The 16,476-nt window shown below is 53.2% G+C and carries 12 protein-coding genes, 1 other RNA gene and 1 riboswitch; of the genes, 8 read left to right on the top strand and 5 right to left on the bottom strand.

The features are described 5' to 3' along the window. Positions 1 to 19 precede the first annotated feature (19 nt). The 5 genes from recR to CPH80_RS03600 all read right to left on the bottom strand — a co-directional run bounded on the left by recR (position 20) and on the right by CPH80_RS03600 (position 3,726). Positions 20 to 622, bottom strand: a complete 603-nt coding sequence (gene recR, locus CPH80_RS03620) for a recombination mediator RecR (RefSeq protein ID WP_096275659.1) — start codon at positions 620 to 622, stop codon at positions 20 to 22. A gap of 33 nt (positions 623 to 655) precedes the next feature. Continuing rightward, positions 656 to 979 carry a YbaB/EbfC family nucleoid-associated protein gene (locus CPH80_RS03615; protein ID WP_096275658.1) on the bottom strand — a complete coding sequence of 108 codons (324 nt, stop codon included), beginning with the start codon at positions 977 to 979 and terminating at the stop codon, positions 656 to 658. An 18-nt stretch (positions 980 to 997) separates the two neighbouring features. Next, positions 998 to 2,740: a DNA polymerase III subunit gamma/tau gene (gene dnaX, locus CPH80_RS03610; RefSeq protein ID WP_096275657.1), complete on the bottom strand. Its 1,743-nt coding sequence runs from the start codon at positions 2,738 to 2,740 to the stop codon at positions 998 to 1,000. A 142-nt stretch (positions 2,741 to 2,882) separates the two neighbouring features. After that, positions 2,883 to 2,979: signal recognition particle sRNA small type (gene ffs / locus CPH80_RS03605), an RNA gene on the bottom strand. A 105-nt stretch (positions 2,980 to 3,084) separates the two neighbouring features. After that, positions 3,085 to 3,726, bottom strand: coding sequence for a 2OG-Fe(II) oxygenase (locus tag CPH80_RS03600; protein ID WP_227520336.1), 642 nt, complete (start codon positions 3,724 to 3,726; stop codon positions 3,085 to 3,087). 147 nt (positions 3,727 to 3,873) lie between these two features. On the opposite strand from CPH80_RS03600, the gene CPH80_RS03595 reads away from it, so the two are divergent. The 8 genes from CPH80_RS03595 to CPH80_RS03560 all read left to right on the top strand — a co-directional run bounded on the left by CPH80_RS03595 (position 3,874) and on the right by CPH80_RS03560 (position 16,452). Continuing rightward, the gene (locus CPH80_RS03595; protein WP_096275656.1) at positions 3,874 to 4,794 is read left to right on the top strand and encodes a D-hexose-6-phosphate mutarotase; all 921 of its coding nucleotides are present in this window, start codon (positions 3,874 to 3,876) and stop codon (positions 4,792 to 4,794) included. Positions 4,795 to 4,898: 104 nt separating this feature from the next. Further along, positions 4,899 to 6,989, top strand: coding sequence for an XrtA/PEP-CTERM system histidine kinase PrsK (prsK, locus tag CPH80_RS03590; RefSeq protein WP_096275655.1), 2,091 nt, complete (start codon positions 4,899 to 4,901; stop codon positions 6,987 to 6,989). 102 nt (positions 6,990 to 7,091) lie between these two features. Beyond that, the gene (prsR, locus tag CPH80_RS03585; protein ID WP_096275654.1) at positions 7,092 to 8,465 is read left to right on the top strand and encodes a PEP-CTERM-box response regulator transcription factor; all 1,374 of its coding nucleotides are present in this window, start codon (positions 7,092 to 7,094) and stop codon (positions 8,463 to 8,465) included. Positions 8,466 to 8,516: 51 nt separating this feature from the next. Then, the gene (locus CPH80_RS03580; RefSeq protein WP_096275653.1) at positions 8,517 to 11,153 is read left to right on the top strand and encodes a tetratricopeptide repeat protein; all 2,637 of its coding nucleotides are present in this window, start codon (positions 8,517 to 8,519) and stop codon (positions 11,151 to 11,153) included. Between the two features lie 188 nt (positions 11,154 to 11,341). Beyond that, positions 11,342 to 11,424, top strand: a riboswitch (cyclic di-GMP riboswitch). Between the two features lie 36 nt (positions 11,425 to 11,460). Next, positions 11,461 to 12,183 (top strand): PEP-CTERM sorting domain-containing protein, encoded by a 723-nt coding sequence (locus CPH80_RS22270; RefSeq protein ID WP_096275652.1) that lies wholly within the window; start codon positions 11,461 to 11,463, stop codon positions 12,181 to 12,183. 119 nt (positions 12,184 to 12,302) lie between these two features. Then, the gene (locus tag CPH80_RS03570; RefSeq protein ID WP_096275651.1) at positions 12,303 to 13,724 is read left to right on the top strand and encodes an exosortase/archaeosortase family protein; all 1,422 of its coding nucleotides are present in this window, start codon (positions 12,303 to 12,305) and stop codon (positions 13,722 to 13,724) included. Between the two features lie 239 nt (positions 13,725 to 13,963). Further along, positions 13,964 to 15,589, top strand: coding sequence for an FAD-binding oxidoreductase (locus CPH80_RS03565; protein WP_096275650.1), 1,626 nt, complete (start codon positions 13,964 to 13,966; stop codon positions 15,587 to 15,589). Between the two features lie 59 nt (positions 15,590 to 15,648). Beyond that, positions 15,649 to 16,452: a PEP-CTERM/exosortase system-associated acyltransferase gene (locus CPH80_RS03560; protein ID WP_096275649.1), complete on the top strand. Its 804-nt coding sequence runs from the start codon at positions 15,649 to 15,651 to the stop codon at positions 16,450 to 16,452. Positions 16,453 to 16,476 lie beyond the last annotated feature (24 nt).

Genomic DNA, 16,476 nt, shown 5'->3' with positions numbered 1-16,476 from the left:
TGAAGACGTTGATGCGAAATCAATCCAGCAGAGGTTTTCTGCCGCGAAACGCATGGGTGAGCGTAAAACCGTCGACGTAGCCAAGCTCGCCACCCACCGGTATGCCGTGAGCAAGGCGGGTAATGAGAATATCTAAACCGTCGAGCCGATCGGAAATATAGTGGGCAGTCGCTTCACCCTCCACAGTCGGGTTGGTCGCAAGAATAAGTTCGGTGACACCATCTGAGCGCACTCGGCGCAGCAGCCGTTCGATGCCAATTTCCTCAGGGCCTACACCGTCAATGGGCGATAAATGCCCCATCAGAACAAAATAGCTGCCTTTATAGTCCCCTGCCTGCTCAATGGCCAACAGATCCGAGGGGCTTTCCACCACGCAGAGTGTGCCGATGCTTCGGGCTGGGTTGTCACAAATCCCACAGACTTCGGTATCCGAAAAGTTCTGGCAGCTTTCGCAGCGACGGACACCGTCCATGGCATTGCTTAACGCATCAGAAAGCCGAGTTCCCCCCGAGCGTGCACGCTCAAGCAAGTGAAACGCCATGCGCTGAGCGCTTTTTTGACCCACACCCGGCAAACACCGTAGAGATTCGACAAGTTCATCAACCAGCGGGCTGAACGCCATGAAACATCCTCAAACTGCAGTTCAGAAAAAGCCTTAAAACGGCATCTTGAAGCCAGGGGGCAAACCCAAACCAGACATCATGCCGGACATTTTATCTTTTTGGTTCGCTTCCACGCGGCGCACAGCATCGTTGATAGCAGCCGCCAGCAAGTCTTCAAGAATATCCTTCTCTTCAGTCATCAGGGAAGGATCAATATCCACCTTGCGCACATCGTGGCGACCGTTCATGGTGACTTTCACCAAGCCCGCGCCAGATTCACCGGTAATTTCGACTTTTGCGGCTTCTTCCTGGGCTTTTTGCATGTCTTCCTGCATTTTTTGGGCTTTTTTCATCATGTCGCCCACATTATTCACCATGTGTTATCTCCTGCTTATCTATATTGGCCTAATGCTATCTTCGACTACCCGCGCCTCAAACCGTTCAACAATGGACTTAACCAGCGGATCGTTGCGGATAGATTCTTCAGCCGCGCCTTGGCGTGCTTTGTTCTGGCGTACTTCATAAGCCGCCGGAGTATGTGATCCTGCATCGCCCTGCTCTATCTTTAATTGAATGGCGTCGCCGAAGTGATTTCTCAAGGCAGTCAGAATTTTTTCTTCGTGCCGAGCATTCAGCAGCCGGGCGTGCCCTTCGTCGATTAACAGCGTGATGGTATCGCTGGCACGGGACATAGTGCTGTGGCTGGCCAAGTTGCCGGGCATACCCACAATACCCAGGCTACGGAAATCCCGCTCCCAAACAAACTCTCCTTCAGGCAGAGGAGCGGGAGCTGCTTCGACCGGATCAGCCGGGGATGGTTTAGGCTCTGGCTCTGGCTCTGGCTCTGGCTCGGATTCAGGCTCGGATTCAGGCTCGGGATCAGTATCCCAAGGCGGTGCTAGCTGCGGTTCAGGGGTTTCCGGCGCGCTGGGTGCATTCACCGCGGGCTCAGGTGCTTGCGGTGCAGGTGCGGGTGCAGGCTCAGGTTCGTCCCGGGACTCGCCATCTGTCACCGAACCGGCATTACTCGCAGCCGGCGGCGCGCGACGATCCGAGCCGGGGCGGAATGCCAGCATACGAAGCAGTGTCATCTCGAAGCCCATGCGGGCATCGGGGGTAATCGCCAAGTCTTTCCGGCCCATAAGGGCTGTTTGATAGAACAGCTGGGCGTCTTCTGCACTCAGCTTACGTGCCAGCGACTGTACCTGCGCGGCATCGCCAAGCGCGTTGTCGGCACTGCCAGGCACCACCTGCTCCATGGTCACTCGATGGAACAAGGACAAAAGATCCGCAAGTATAATGCTGTAGTCCGGTGCAAAATCTGAAATACGGCTAACCTCAGCCAATAAACCTGGGCCATCCCGGTCTACCAGCGAGCTTACAATCCGCTCAATATCCTGCTGATCAATCGTGCCCAACATGCTGCTGACATCACTGGCAGCTAACTTCTGGTTACCAAAGGCAATGGCCTGATCGGTCAGGCTCAAAGCATCGCGCATACTGCCATCGGCCGCACGAGCCAGCAGCCAAAGCGCAGGCTCTTCAAAGGGAATCTGCTCAGCCGTGAGTACCTTTGTAAGGTGCCCGGCAATATGTTCCGGCGTCATGCGCTTGAGGTTAAATTGCAAACAACGGGACAGAACGGTAACAGGCAATTTCTGGGGATTGGTCGTGGCCAGCAGGAACTTCACATGTTCCGGCGGCTCTTCCAGGGTTTTGAGAAACGCGTTGAACGACGGGGTGGAAAGCATGTGCACCTCGTCGATGAGGTACACCTTGAAACGGCCACTGCTGGGTGCGTACTGAACGTTATCAGTCAGCTCCCGCATGTCATCTACACCGGTGCGAGATGCAGCATCAATCTCAATAAGATCAACAAACCGGCCTTCCTGAATTTCAACGCAACTGGAACAAGTGCCGCAGGGGCGCGAAGTAATGCCGGTCTCGCAGTTGAGACAGCGTGCCAACAAGCGCCCAATGGTAGTTTTACCCACGCCACGAGTACCCGTAAACAGGTAGGCATGGTGCAAACGCTGATTGTCCAAAGCGTGTATTAACGCCTGGAGAACGTGTTCCTGGCCCACCATATCTTCAAAGGTGCGGGGGCGCCATTTACGGGCAAGTACCTGGTAGCTCATGATCCGCCAACTGCTGAGAAAAACGCCTGCAACCATAGCATGGGCGCGGTTTTATAAGAAGGTATAAGACGTTTTTAAGGCGCAGATATCAGAGCTTAGGGAGATTTTAGAAGAGGGGTAAAACGAAAAAATCTGGGGGTGGCCCCACCAGCGACACTCCGGCACACAATTCCACCGCTACGGCTGCTCCCTTCCGGGTCTGACCGGGTTCGCGGTTTCATGTTGCGGAGGCACCAATAGGGCCACCATAACGCCGCTTGAGGACAATATCCCTCAAGCGGCGCGAATGTTAACAAAAGGGTTTGCGGACTACAACGGAAAATCCAACCGCCAACACAAATGCGCTAAATAAGTGCCGATACGGGCAAAGCAATCTCATCCTGCCGAAGCCAGCATGCAAGGCTGTAGCGGGTGCGATGGGCCTCAAGAACCTCGTGGCGGATTTCTTCGCTCATGAACAGCGCCACCCTTCCCATTTCAGGCAACACCAGCCCACTTACCTCGTTTTCGCTTTCCCGGTTAAAGACCTGCAGCGCACCGCCATCCGTGGGTTGCCAGTCATCATTCAGGTAAAGCACCAAGCTTACAATACGCGACGCTCGGCCCTGAAAGCTGTCCACATGAGCCCGATAGAAATCACCGCGATGATACGTTGCGTAGTGGGCCTCAAAACGCTTCAAGCCCAGAAAAAGCCGCTGGTTCAGCCCCTGGCGCAGGCTTTCAAGAAACCCGAACAACTCAGATTGCGGCGACTCCGTGCCCTGCAGCCAAGCGATTTTGTCGCGGCGCACTGAGCGATCCCGAACAGGTGCATTTCCCCGCCCTGTGCCCGCTGTTTTGAGCGCATCATTCTGATCAAGGGTTATGATCTCCTGTTGTAGAGAACGTAAAACCTTCAGCCCCAACCACGGCGTAATATCACAGCTCATCCAGCTCTGCTCACTCAAACCCCAAGCAAGCTCATCCAACCACAGCGCTTTATCCAATTACATTCCTTATGAAAACTACGTGCCGGAACGGAAAACCCAGTTCCTAGGGTCACCTTGGCTATTTTATGGGCAGATGTCGCCCACAACACGGTTTTAATTTACTCTTTAACAAAACAGATGCACTTAAGCTCGGAACCAAGCCTTATGTCCGAAAGCAGCAACAAACCCCCTTTATCTCTTTCCCCGGGGCAATGGTCGTTTACCCGCTGGAAAACCATCGGACAGCTCGAGGCGCTGGAGGTTCACCACCCCCTGTTCGAGGCCACGGTTTTCCTGCAAGGCGCGCACCTCACCCGGTTTATTCCAAAGGATGAACCAAACTGGCTTTGGCTAAGCCCTACGGCACGGTTCGAACCCGGCCAGGCCATACGCGGTGGCATCCCTATATGCTGGCCCTGGTTCGGCGACCCGGCCCGCAATGCGCCAGAGATACGCAAACGTGTAAAAACCCACAGCCCCCACGGGTTCGCTCGCACAGCCATCTGGAAACTGGAGGATGTGAACGAGAGCGCCCACGAAGTCGAAATCTGCCTGTCTTTAGATGCCAACGAAGACTTTTCTGACGTGTGGAGCGGCCACGCCCTTGCCCTACTCACTTTCAGCTTTTCGGTACGGGGCTGCCAGCTAGCATTCACCACCACAAACCTGAGCAACGAGCCGCTGGCCTACAGCCAGGCTCTACACACGTATCTGCCCACCACCGACGTTCTGCGTTCAAGAGTTCTCGGGTTAGGCTGCAGCCATTACATAGACACCCTCAAAGATTGGGAATACTGCAGCCAAGACGGCCCCGTGTATTTTGAGGGAGAAACCGACCGAATATACGAGAGCGGCGAGCCGCTAACCATCGTAACGCCCAACACAAACCGCAAGCTTACAGCGGTGGGAAGTGACTCCACAGTGGTATGGAACCCCGGCCCATACAAAGCCGAAAAGCTGAGCGATTTTCCGGATTCTGCCTGGCAGACAATGCTTTGTGTCGAAACCGCCAATGCAGCCAGCGATTATCAAGTGCTTAATGCAGGTCAAGGTCATACATTGGGCGCTCTGATCGGGCGTGGCTGACTATTGCTATAGCGCGCCCTCAATCCGACCCAAACGCAACCCAAGAGTTGCACAGAACCGCCGCCCACAGCAAACTACACCTGTCCACGGAATAGGTAGGTTACATGCTTCCAGATTTAAGCGTGATTAGTCACGGAGCGGCGGCTGCAGTATTCGCAATACTTGCGGTGCTTGTGGGCACTCGCTATTTAAGGCGTGACATAGACTGGGCACTCTTTGTGGCGGCCCTGGTTACTACCTTGTGGGCCTCTAGCCTGGTCACCCAAAGCCTCTGGGGGCAGCCCAGCTTTTTCATTCGCTATCTGCTGGAATTGCTTCGGGATACCGCCTGGATTCTACTTCTGTTCGCCATGCTGCGGGATACCTTCCGGCAAGGGCGCCTAAGCGGGCAAATCAAAAAGTTCCTCGGCATCGCAACCGCCGGCCTACTCCTCACCTTGATTACGCTCGGCAGCCTGGAATTCATCTTTGGCATGGCGCTGGTTGATGGCAAAACCAAACTCATCGGGCAGATTGCGCTGTCGTTGCTTGGTCTCTCCCTGGTCGAGCAGATTTGGCGCAACGCACCCGCCTTTGGCCGTTCCAGCATGAAATACCTGTGCATTGGTACCGCCACAATTTTCATCTTCGATTTTTTGATGTACGCAGACGCACTGCTGTTTGGCGGCATCGCAGACTCATTCTGGAATGCCCGGGGGTTTGTGAACGCCGCGCTGGTGCCACTATTTGCCATCAACGTCGTCAACACCCGCAAACAGCCTATCGACTTTCAGCTTTCCCGCTCAGCGGTATTCCACGCCGGCACGCTGATCCTAGCTGGGACTTACTTGGTTCTTCTTTCTGTCAGCGGTTATTACGTTCGCATCCTCGGTGGCGACTGGGGCGAGGCACTGCAGGTAATACTGTCAGCAGTCGCCCTGGTTTTTCTGACAACCTTGGTGCTTTCACGGCGAATACGAGCAAGGCTGATGGTTCGTATCAGCCAAAACTTCTTCGACTATAAATACGATTACCGGGAAGAATGGCTAAAACTGACAAAAGAGCTAGCGGATCTCAGCGATGAACCCCCTCTGCCGCAACGGGCAATCCGGATTCTTGCGGGCCTGGTAGAAAGCAACGCCGGCGCTATCTGGCTAAAAAGCGAACAAGGGTCGTACATCTTGAAAGAGTCCGCCAACCTCGCCACCCCCAGATACACCATCATTGATGAAGACGCCGAGCTGGTTCGCCTGTTCAACGAGAAAGAATGGATTGTAAATCTCGATGAATACAGGACGGACCCAGTGAGCTACGACCTGATGGAAATCCCCGATGCCATCGCCAAAACCCCAGGCGCCTGGCTGGTGATCCCGCTTTACCTTGGCAACGAACTGTACGGCATTGCGATGATAGGCCGTCCATACGCACGGGTAGACCTAAACTGGGAGAACTTCGATCTGATCAAAGTAGTGGCCCGCCAAACCTGTAACCTGTTGGCCCAAGCAGATGCACAGAACCGGTTATCCCGAGCCATGCAGTTCGAAGCCGTAAGCAAAGCCTCGGCCTTCATGGTGCACGACCTGAAAACCGTGATTGCGCAGTTGTCCTTACTGGTGAATAACGCCCAAAAACACAGAAATAATCCGGCGTTTATTGATGACATGATCAACACCACAGACCACGCTGTTCGTAAGATGACCAATCTGGTAGACCACATTCGTAAGCCATCATCCGGCGACGAAGAAGAGTCCTCAGTTCTGGACTTGACCAGTTTAGTAACCAATCTGCTAGATCACTACGACCGACAGCACCCTATACCCAAGCTGGAGGGGCAAGTACCGAAAATAATGATCAAAGCAGACCCCGAGCAGTTAAGGAATGTGCTCGGCCATTTGATCCAGAACGCACAAGATGCCACGCCGCCAGGCGGGGAGGTCACTTTGTCTCTTAAAATCGCCAAGGGTAACGTCATGCTGTTTATTCAAGACACCGGCAGCGGCATGACAGAAGACTTTATCAGTGGACGATTATTCAAGCCGTTCGAAAGCACAAAAGGCCTCACCGGCATGGGCATTGGCGCCTATCAGGCCCGAGAATACATCCAAAAGCTGGGAGGCACCCTCGATGCCACAAGCGAACCCGGCGTAGGCTCCTGTTTCTCCATCCGTATTCCGCTGATTGATGACCAAATATACAGCCACGCACATGCCAACTAAATGGCACGCGGCCACAACAATTAAAACGATCGTTGCAAAGTGTCAATGTTCAGTTAAGAATCAGACGTATCGGAATATTAAAACAAAGGAATTGTTGCCGCTGTGACTAGACGACTGCTAATCGTAGAGGATGATCCGGGCCTGCAAAGCCAAATGCGCTGGTGTTTCAGCGAGGATCTGGAAGTAACTGTCGCCTCAGACAGAGAAGCCGCCATCGCTGCGCTGCGGCGCACAGAGCCCGATGTGGTTACCCTAGACCTCGGCCTACCGCCAGATCCCGGCGGCGCTACCGAAGGCTTCGCGCTATTGGAAGAAATCCTACGGCTTTCACCTACAACCAAGGTGATTGTCGTGACCGGTCGCGAAGACAAAGAAAACGCCGTGAGGGCCATCGGCATGGGCGCATCCGACTTCTACCAGAAACCCCTGGATGCAGACATACTTACATTTGTCGTCAACAGAGCGTTACGGCTTGCCGAACTGGAGCGGGAAAACCAGGACCTAACGCAGCTGGGCAACGGCACGAACATCAAGGGCATTATCGCAGCAAGCCCGCAAATGGTGACCCTCTGCCGCACCCTAGAAAAAGTCGCCCCCACAGATATAACAACACTCATCACCGGCGAAACCGGAACAGGCAAAGAAGTCCTTGCCCGCGCACTGCACGACCTAAGCCCCAGAGCCAATCAGGTCTTCGCAGCCATTAACTGCGCCGCCATCCCCGAGAACCTTCTAGAAAGCGAACTGTTTGGCTTCGAAAAAGGCTCCTTTACCGGGGCGACACAAACTAAGAAGGGCAAGATTGAAAGCGCCAACGGTGGCACCCTCTTCCTTGATGAAATTGGCGATATGCCGATGTCGCTCCAGGCCAAGCTGTTACGCTTCCTGCAAGAACGGTCTGTCGACAGAGTGGGCTCAATAAAGCCGATACTCGTGGATGTTCGTGTCGTGTGTGCCACACACCAAAATGTCGCCCAATTGATTGCAAACGGTGAGTTCCGTGAGGATCTGTACTATCGGATTAGCGAAATAACCCTCGACGTCCCGGCCGTAAGAGAACGGGACGGCGACGCGTTGGTGATTGCCCAATCCTTGTTGAAATCCCTTGGCAAACAAATGGACAGGCAAAACCTCACGTTCGCCGACGACGCCGTAAACGCCATCAACAGCTACTCGTGGCCAGGCAACGTGCGAGAGATGATCAACAAGGTGAAGCGGGCCACCATCATGGCGGATGGTAAGCGCATAACCAGCGAAGACCTGGCGCTACCTGCGTGCGAGCAGCCCGAGGTAAGCCACTTAAACCTTCGCCAGGTGCGCGAACAGGCTGAAAGTAAGGCCATCATCCAGGCTCTTAAAACCAGCGGCTACAATATGACCCAGGCCTCCCGACTTTTGGGCGTCACCCGCCCCACTCTCTATAATCTCACCGACAAATATAAAATCGACACTGCGGCAGCGGCTTCGGAAGTCTGAGTAACTTTCCAGCATGCGATGGTAGCGAACGACTCAAGGAGCAGGGTTTACATGATAAAAAGACAAACAATCGTTAAGTCACTTCCCGGGCTGATGCTTGCAGGCAGCCTACTGCTTACAGCCCCACTACTCACCGGCTGTAACAATGGCCCAGATTCATCAGAAGCTCTGTCTCACATTAGCCGAGCAGAGACTTACTCAGAGCAGGGCCAATTTCGCTCCGCCCTGCTTGAAGTCAAAAACGCCATCCAGAAAGACCCCAGTAACGTAGAGCACATAGTGCGCTTGGCCGATCTGTACCTGCACGTAGGCGCCGCCAAACACGCCTCAGAGCTGCTCGAACCTTGGTTGCAAGAACAGCCTGATGCCGTGGCTCTCACCCTTGCCCGGGCCTACGTAGAACAAGGCAAGCACCTATCAGCCACAGAAACCCTTGCGCTAACAACACCAAGCACCCCAGAAGGTAAGCTGGAAGCAGCTTTAATACGTGCTGAAGCAATGCGGAAGTCTGGAGAAGCCGCCAAGGCGCTGGCCGCATACAACAACCTCGCCCCCAGCAACCCTGCAAATACAGAAGTGATCACCGGAACCCTGCAAGCGCAAATCAATCTTGGCCAAAACACACAGGCCATAAACACTGCCAGCGCATGGTTAGATAAAAACGCAAAAGCACCGGAAGTCCTGTACTGGAAAGGGCTGGCTCAGTACCGCATGAATCAACTGGAACAAGCATCCGCCACGCTCACAGATGCCGTGGGCGTACTCCCAACATCGGATATGTTCCTGCCCATACGCCGCAACGTGCTGACCACCCTCTCCCGAGTACTTACAGAACAAGGCCAAATTACCGAGGCCCAGATTTATAACCAAATATTGGCAGAGAACCAAAACACAGGCTCACAGGAACAAGCTGCGGCCGCAGTTGCTGCCCTGAAAGACGGCAATTTCGACGAAGCAAAAGCCATCCTTCGAGACATCCTTAAACTAGACCCGGAAAACGAAAAAGTTGCGTTAATGCTAGGAGCGATTTATGCAGGCACCGGCGAGTTGGAGGAAGGCACCCAGCTGCTCACAGAAAACCTAGACCCAGAAACAACACCCGTACAATTTATTCGGGCCGCCACCATGGCCCAGATTGATACAGGCGACAGAGAAGCCGCCCTTAAAACCCTAAGCCGCGCCATAGAAGCACGCCCCAACGACAATGAACTCTTGGCCATGCACGGCATTCTGGCGCTTAGCCTGCCAAGCCATGAAGACGCCGGCATCGCCAGCCTCAGCAAAGCCATCAGTAATGCCCCCGAACGCGTGCGGTTCCGGCTCGCACTTGCAAAACACTACTTACAAAAAAACATGCCCGAACAGGCACTTGGGGAACTTCGGATGGCCTTCACCGCCAACCCCGCAGATTGGGCCACCACCAGCACCTACCTTAACGTATTGCTGCAGCAGGGAGAGAAACAGGAAGCTGCTGAAATTCGCGACTCGTTGCTCAACGGTTATGGTAATCATCCCCGGGCCGTGTTGCTGGCAAGCCTTGCAGATACCCAGCTAGGGAACCCGGATGAAGCCACAGCACGGCTTGAGAAGCTTGTTAAGGAAAGCCCCGAGCTACAAGCTCCAAAGGTTGCACTTGCCAGTCTCTATGCCCAATCTGGCCAGCGCGAAAAGGCCATTGAGTTGCTGGTAGATGCCGCCACAATAACCCCAGACGCGATACGCCCGCTTCAGCAGGCTGGCCAAATCTATACGCTAGATCACTCAGCAGCCGAAGCCAAAACCTGGCTAACTGATGTGGCCAAAGCCCACCCGGAGTTGAAGCGCAACGCCGACACGCTTACGGCGCTGATAGACATCAGCCAAGGCGAACTGCAACAGGCACGATCTACCCTCGCTCAATTGAAAGACTCTGAATCAGCAGCCTCAAAACGCGCATATGGGCAACTGCTGTTGGCCGAAGCTCAGATGGCCGTGAACAACAAAGAATGGGGCGAGGCCCGGGCCAGAGCCGCCGAAGCCATAGCACTTGAACCCGAAAACCTCGCGCTCGCATTGTTACCGATAAGAATCGCCCAGATGGAAGGCAAGATCGACGACGCCTTCTCGGCTCTGGATGCAGTAGAGGAAACCCATGGCGAAGTGACAGCAACCATGCTTACCCGAGCAAAGTTGCTCACACAACAGCAAGGGTCAGAAGCCGCCTACGAATACCTTTCTGAAAGATGGAAAGACACCAAAGATATACAACTGATGCCCGCCCTTGTCGGGCTGGCTAAAGAGGAAGCCCCAAGCTCACTTGACGGCCTCACAGAAAGTTGGCTAAACGAAACACCACAAAATCTTGCAGCACACTTGGCGAGAGCCGAATGGCTGATGATGAACAACCAGGAAACAGCTGCAACAAGCCACTATGAACAAGTTCTTACACGGCAGCCCACTAACGTTGCAGCAATGAACAACCTAGCCTGGATACTTCGCGAAGAGAACTCAGAGCGAGCAATACAGCTCGCCGAGCAAGCAAGCGAATTGGCCCCCAATAGCGCGGCCGTTCTGGATACCTACGGCTGGATTCTTCACCTGACCGGCAAGCACGCAGAAGCCAAAACCGCCATAGAAAAGGCCTTTGCACTTGAGCCAGGCAATGAAGAAATAGCGGCGCATCTTGAGACAGTAAAAAAGGCGCTGTAAAGAAGTTCGGCGGTAGCGCCGAAACATGTAAAAAATAAAGGCCTGAGGTGTAAAGATTTCAGGCCTTTTTTTTATTTTACCGTCGAATTACTTTACACGCTCACCCAGGACATGCACGAATAATTCATTAAATCAATAAGTTGTAAAGTTGGCATACTTATCGCTATATGTATCCAAGATCGGCAGTTCCGGTCGTATGCCAAACCATTCGCGAGGATGGGACGGAAAGCCAAGGATCTCTTAAAAAGAATGAGACGGCCAGGTTGCAAGAAAAATGGAATTCGAATCAGACAACCGGAGTAGAAACATGAATATTAAAACCACGCTATGCGCAGCAGCGTTTTGCCTTAGCTCTGCAAGTGCTTTCGCTGTACCTAACTTAGGCGACATTCTAGGAGATAGCAGCTATAGCGGATACACAGATACAGGGTACGAGTCAGCTGTGCTAACTGACGATAGCAACACCAACGATGATATTACCGCTTTCTTGTTTCTTGAGTTCGCTGGGTTCAAGGACAACAACAATTTCGGCATATACGACTTTTCGTATGACGGCTCTGGAAACCTTGTTGTAGGTGACATGCTTGAGCTGTTTGCTGGCTCACAAAGCCCATCCACCGGCTTTGGCACAACAGATACTTCTGTGCATTTTGACCTTCTTGCAGGCACTGCGACAAATGCAAGCGCCGGCGATGTTAGAAACATTGGGCGGAACTTCGGTTTTTACCTTAACAACACCGTTGATAATGACGGGTTTACTTGGTATAGCCACTCAGCAAACAACTCAGATGGGTTTGATCATATGCTCATGTTCGACACCGCTGACAATGCGGTATCGGGCTTGAGCGGTAGCGACGTAGTCCTCGCCTTTGAAGATCTCTGTGAAACAGATTGCGGTAATGACAGCGACTTCAACGATATGGTCATTGGTATTTCTGACGTCATGCCTGTACCCGAGCCCGGCACCCTAGCTCTCCTAGGCCTAGGTCTTGCAGGTCTTGGTGCAGCTCGTCGTCGTCAGAAATCCTGATTTCGGTTGAGTAATAGAAAAGCCAGCTTCGGCTGGCTTTTTTTTGCTTTGAATTTGAGTTTTATGTAAACGCTTTACACAGTATCCTGTCGATTGGTTAGTAGTCTGGCGGAAAAGCAATGTTAAGGAAGACATTAAACAACGTACCTCTATCGAGGCCTTATCTGATTACCACAGCAATCGCTGTGCTGATCTTTTATCCTACCTGGATAAGGCTCGCGGAAGCTTGGCTTGAATTCGAGCAGGTTCTGGCGCACGGCCTTGCAACCGCCGTCATCTTTTTTGTCCTTTTGTTGATCCACCCGCCCGCTCATGCCAAACGCCAAACACAGCCAAAACCCTACCACCTTGCCGGTGCTGTGTTATTAGTCGTCACAACGTTGATTTGGGGCGTGCTCGAGCTGGTTCGCATCGATACCCTTGCCTACCTACTGCTCCCCGCCGGGCTAATTACCACTGCCTGGACGCTACTAGGGCTAGCGCGAACATTAATGTTCATTCCCTACATACTCCTTTTGTCCCTTTCTCTACCCATCTGGGCAGATATAGTTCCAGCGCTTGTAGAGCTCGCAAGCGTCGTTGTCGGAACCTGGGTAAGTTGGTTTGGAATGACCGCCCTTATTGAAGGGAACAGCATCACCCTGCCCTACGGTCGCCTTCTCATTGCCGATGGCTGCTCGGGAATACGCTATTTCGCGATTTCAGTTTTGCTGGCAATGATGTCATCCATCCTTAACGACTACCGCTGGCGCGGTTGGTTGATCACCCTGCTGGTCGCAGCCACACTTGGCCTTATCGCTAACTGGGTGCGCATAACCATCCTGGTCGTCGTTGCCTACGAAACCGATATGCAAAGCGAAATGCTCGCGGATCACGAAACCATGGGCTGGGTTGTGTTTGGCGCCTTCATCCTTCCGGCACTGTATTTTTCGCCGGTTCGCAAACGCACCATAACCTCAAACTTGCCGTCCGGCGGCAACCTATACAAGAAAGGCATTATCGCGGTTGCAGCCGCCATTGTGCTTGGCCCCATTGCACTCATGCTTGCTCAAAATACCGCCAGCCAAAAACCGGATTGGGTCATTAACCTCCCCGAGTTCCGGCAGACCCAAACCGGCAAATTGCCATTACCAATCTCTCTTCCCACGGAGCTAAATGCGCAAGCCTGGCAGTCAAACAATACCTGGGTCTCATTCGCACAAAGCCAGAAAAAAAGCGCTGATGAAAAGCTCGTACCCTACCTGCCGCAAATGTTCGACAAATCGATTTGGCAGGTTGAAGAGCAACTGGAGCCAGGCCTTAATGTTTACCGGAATATTCTAACCAGAAACAAAGTACTGATGGCCCAGTGGTACAAAGTGGGTTCGCGAAAAAGTTGGAGCTACCGTAACGCCAAATTACTCCAAATTCCGGCCGCTCTTAGAGGCGAAACGCGATTTGCATTGATTACTATACAAACATTCTGCGGCTCTCGGGACTGCATAGATGCGCTCCCCAAAATGCGCGACACAGTGACCGAAATTGAAGGGTTAAGGGAGTAAACCTAAGCTCACTTAACATTATTTAACAAAATCCCTCTCCGCAGCATTTCTATCATTTCGCTGCAACTCCCTGTTTACATTTCCATTCTTCAACGGAAATCGCTCGCCTCCCGATAATCACACTACATGTTTTGTCAACCCCATCTCATTTATAATTTTCGCCCACTTAATGAATAATTCGGCAGAAAAATTGATCGACACATTCATCTGAAAATTATCGACAAACCGTGGAAACGCCAGTGAATAGCACCTCTACAGAGTCTGCAATCGCCGAATGGACAACTATTCTAGGTGAATCAGGAGTCGTATCGGCTCGTGCAGCAGATTTCGGCGCCTCAACCATAGGAACCAAACGCTATATTCCGGCTGTGCTCCGCCCAGAATCCCAGGAGCAAATTTCAGCGGTTCTACAGGTCGCGCAACGCTGGGGCGTCGCTGTTTACCCCGTAAGCACAGGCAATAATTGGGGCTACGGCAGTGCCAATCCGGTTGAAGATGGCAGCGTTATCCTTGATCTTAGCCGGCTTGATAAAATTTCCGGTTTTGATCCCGAAATGGGCGTTATTACCGTTCAGCCAGGCGTAACCCAGGGCGCCCTGAGGGAGTTCCTAGATCAGAACGAAGGCAACTACCTCGTTCCCGTAACCGGAGCAGGCCCAACTTGCAGCATTCTTGGCAACGCGCTTGAGCGGGGTTACGGCATCACCCCGATCACAGACCATTTTGCTGCAGTGACAAAAATAGAAGCAATCTTGCCCGACGGCACCCTTTACAGAACGCCGCTTAGCGAGCTTGGCGGCGCGGAAGTAGACGGGCTTTTTAAATGGGGGCTCGGGCCATACCTAGATGGGCTTTTCAGCCAAGGGAATTTCGGCGTGGTTGTAAACATCACCATTGCCCTTGCGCCAGCTCCCGATACCGTAACTGCGTTTTTCTTTTCCATAAAAGACGACGCCAAGTTGGAAGCCCTAGTGCCGACCGTTAGGGCTGTATTGCGAACGCTCGGCGGCTCAGTTGTAGCGATTAACCTGCTCAACAGCCAACGCATGCTCTCAATGATGACCCCCTTCCCTGAAGACAAAGCCGTTGACGGTGTGCTCCCTGCTCACGAAGTAGAAAGTCTCGCAAACAGTCATGGCGTTCCGGCATGGAGCGGAATTGGCGCGATTTACGCCTCAAAGGAGGTAGCCCAAGCGGCACGGCGTACGCTACGCCGGCTTCTCGGCCCAGCGACCGACCGCCTCATTTTTATCAACCGGCGAAAAGTTGATGTCGCGCGGAAGTTTGCCCGCGTACTTCCTGGCAAGTTGGCAACACGGGTAAAGGGCATGGCGGATACGCTCGCAGGCGCGCTGGAAATCATGCACGGCACCCCCAATGATGTCGCGTTGGCACTGGCATATTGGCGCTCAGGCGCTCTACCCGCACCCGGGCAACCAAAGAACCCGGCACGGGATGGTTGTGGGCTTATATGGTTCGCACCGCTGGTTCCCATACGGGGCAAAGACGCTCGCCGCTACATCAATATGATTGAAAACATTTGCCCTCAGTACGGCATCAATCCGCTCATTACACTAACAACCGTAAACGATCGCTGCTTCGATTCTACCGTCCCCCTGCTTTTTAATCGCAGTGACGCAGATGCAACAGCTCGGGCCAACGCCTGTTATCGCGCACTGTTCAAGGCGGGGCAAAAGGAAGGCTTCCTGCCCTACCGCCTCAATATCGACGCAATGGACATTCTGAATCCCGAAGGCTCTGCCTTCTCTACGCTTGCCCGCAAATTGAAAGCAGCAGTAGACCCCAATTCCATCCTGGCGCCCGGACGTTACGTGCCCAGACTCAAGCGTTCCGAGGTCAGGTGAGTTGTAACCTCGATACACCCGGTATAACAGCTCCCTGAACGGGAACATGAGGACTTAAAATGCAAACAGACCAACAAGCCCAGGAAGACGTCAGCACCATTTTCAACTCGGTATTCAATGTCCAACTCGCGACGTCTCCAGAGATAATTAACGAAGTGTTCGAACTTCGGTATCAAGTTTACTGCATCGACCGACCCTTTGAGGATCCAGATTGCTTTGTAGACAACCGTGAGCACGATGCATACGACCCGAGATCTGCACACGCCTTGATCCGACACCGAATGACGGAAGACAGCGTAGCCGCTGTTCGTCTCGTTATGGCAGGTGATAACCCGTTGCAAGGCGATTTTCCCATGGAAGCCCCCTGCCTCCACCATATGGATCAGAATGCACGAAACGCAATTGCCGGTGCACCTCGAAACCAAGTAGCAGAAATATCCCGAATGGCAGTCAGCCGGGAGTTCCGGCGGCGTCTCACCGAAGACAAAGCCGTCTCCGGCATCAGCGAGCCGGCCTATTATGCCGATTCAGAAAACGGAAAACGCGCCATGCCCTTTATCAGCCTCGGGCTCTTTGCCGCTATTCTTCAGATGTCGGTCAAACATGGCATTACGCACTGGATGGCAGTGATGGAGCCTGCTCAGTTGCGCTTGTTAAAGCGATTTGGTGTGGAGTTTGATCACGTGGGGCCAGTGTTGGAGTATCACGGCCGTCGGCGCCCCGCCTTCACCGAAGCAGCCTCACTGATTGAAGGCATGAGGAATCGTCGCCCGGATGTTTGGTCTCTGGTAACTGACGGTGGGCGATACTTGCCTGCAGAACCAAATATCGACTACAGGGCAAACATCAGAAAGGTTGCATAACCCCGCATCACAAAAAAACCCCCG

It is taken from the genome of Marinobacter sp. LV10R510-11A (genome assembly GCF_900215155.1).
Lineage (GTDB): Bacteria > Pseudomonadota > Gammaproteobacteria > Pseudomonadales > Oleiphilaceae > Marinobacter.
The sequence above is the reverse complement of the archived record's forward strand: the minus strand, read 5'-3'. Positions and strand labels throughout refer to the sequence as shown.

Bases quoted from the DNA above. Each gene is read 5' to 3' on its own strand.
- CPH80_RS03615 (WP_096275658.1), bottom strand. From the start codon at position 979: ATGGTGAATAATGTGGGCGACATGATGAAAAAAGCCCAAAAAATGCAG.
- CPH80_RS03570 (WP_096275651.1), top strand. From the start codon at position 12,303: ATGTTAAGGAAGACATTAAACAACGTACCTCTATCGAGGCCTTATCTG.
- CPH80_RS03580 (WP_096275653.1), top strand. From the start codon at position 8,517: ATGATAAAAAGACAAACAATCGTTAAGTCACTTCCCGGGCTGATGCTT.
- CPH80_RS22270 (WP_096275652.1), top strand. From the start codon at position 11,461: ATGAATATTAAAACCACGCTATGCGCAGCAGCGTTTTGCCTTAGCTCT.
- CPH80_RS03595 (WP_096275656.1), top strand. From the start codon at position 3,874: ATGTCCGAAAGCAGCAACAAACCCCCTTTATCTCTTTCCCCGGGGCAA.
- prsK (WP_096275655.1), top strand. From the start codon at position 4,899: ATGCTTCCAGATTTAAGCGTGATTAGTCACGGAGCGGCGGCTGCAGTA.
- CPH80_RS03560 (WP_096275649.1), top strand. From the start codon at position 15,649: ATGCAAACAGACCAACAAGCCCAGGAAGACGTCAGCACCATTTTCAAC.
- dnaX (WP_096275657.1), bottom strand. From the start codon at position 2,740: ATGAGCTACCAGGTACTTGCCCGTAAATGGCGCCCCCGCACCTTTGAA.
- recR (WP_096275659.1), bottom strand. From the start codon at position 622: ATGGCGTTCAGCCCGCTGGTTGATGAACTTGTCGAATCTCTACGGTGT.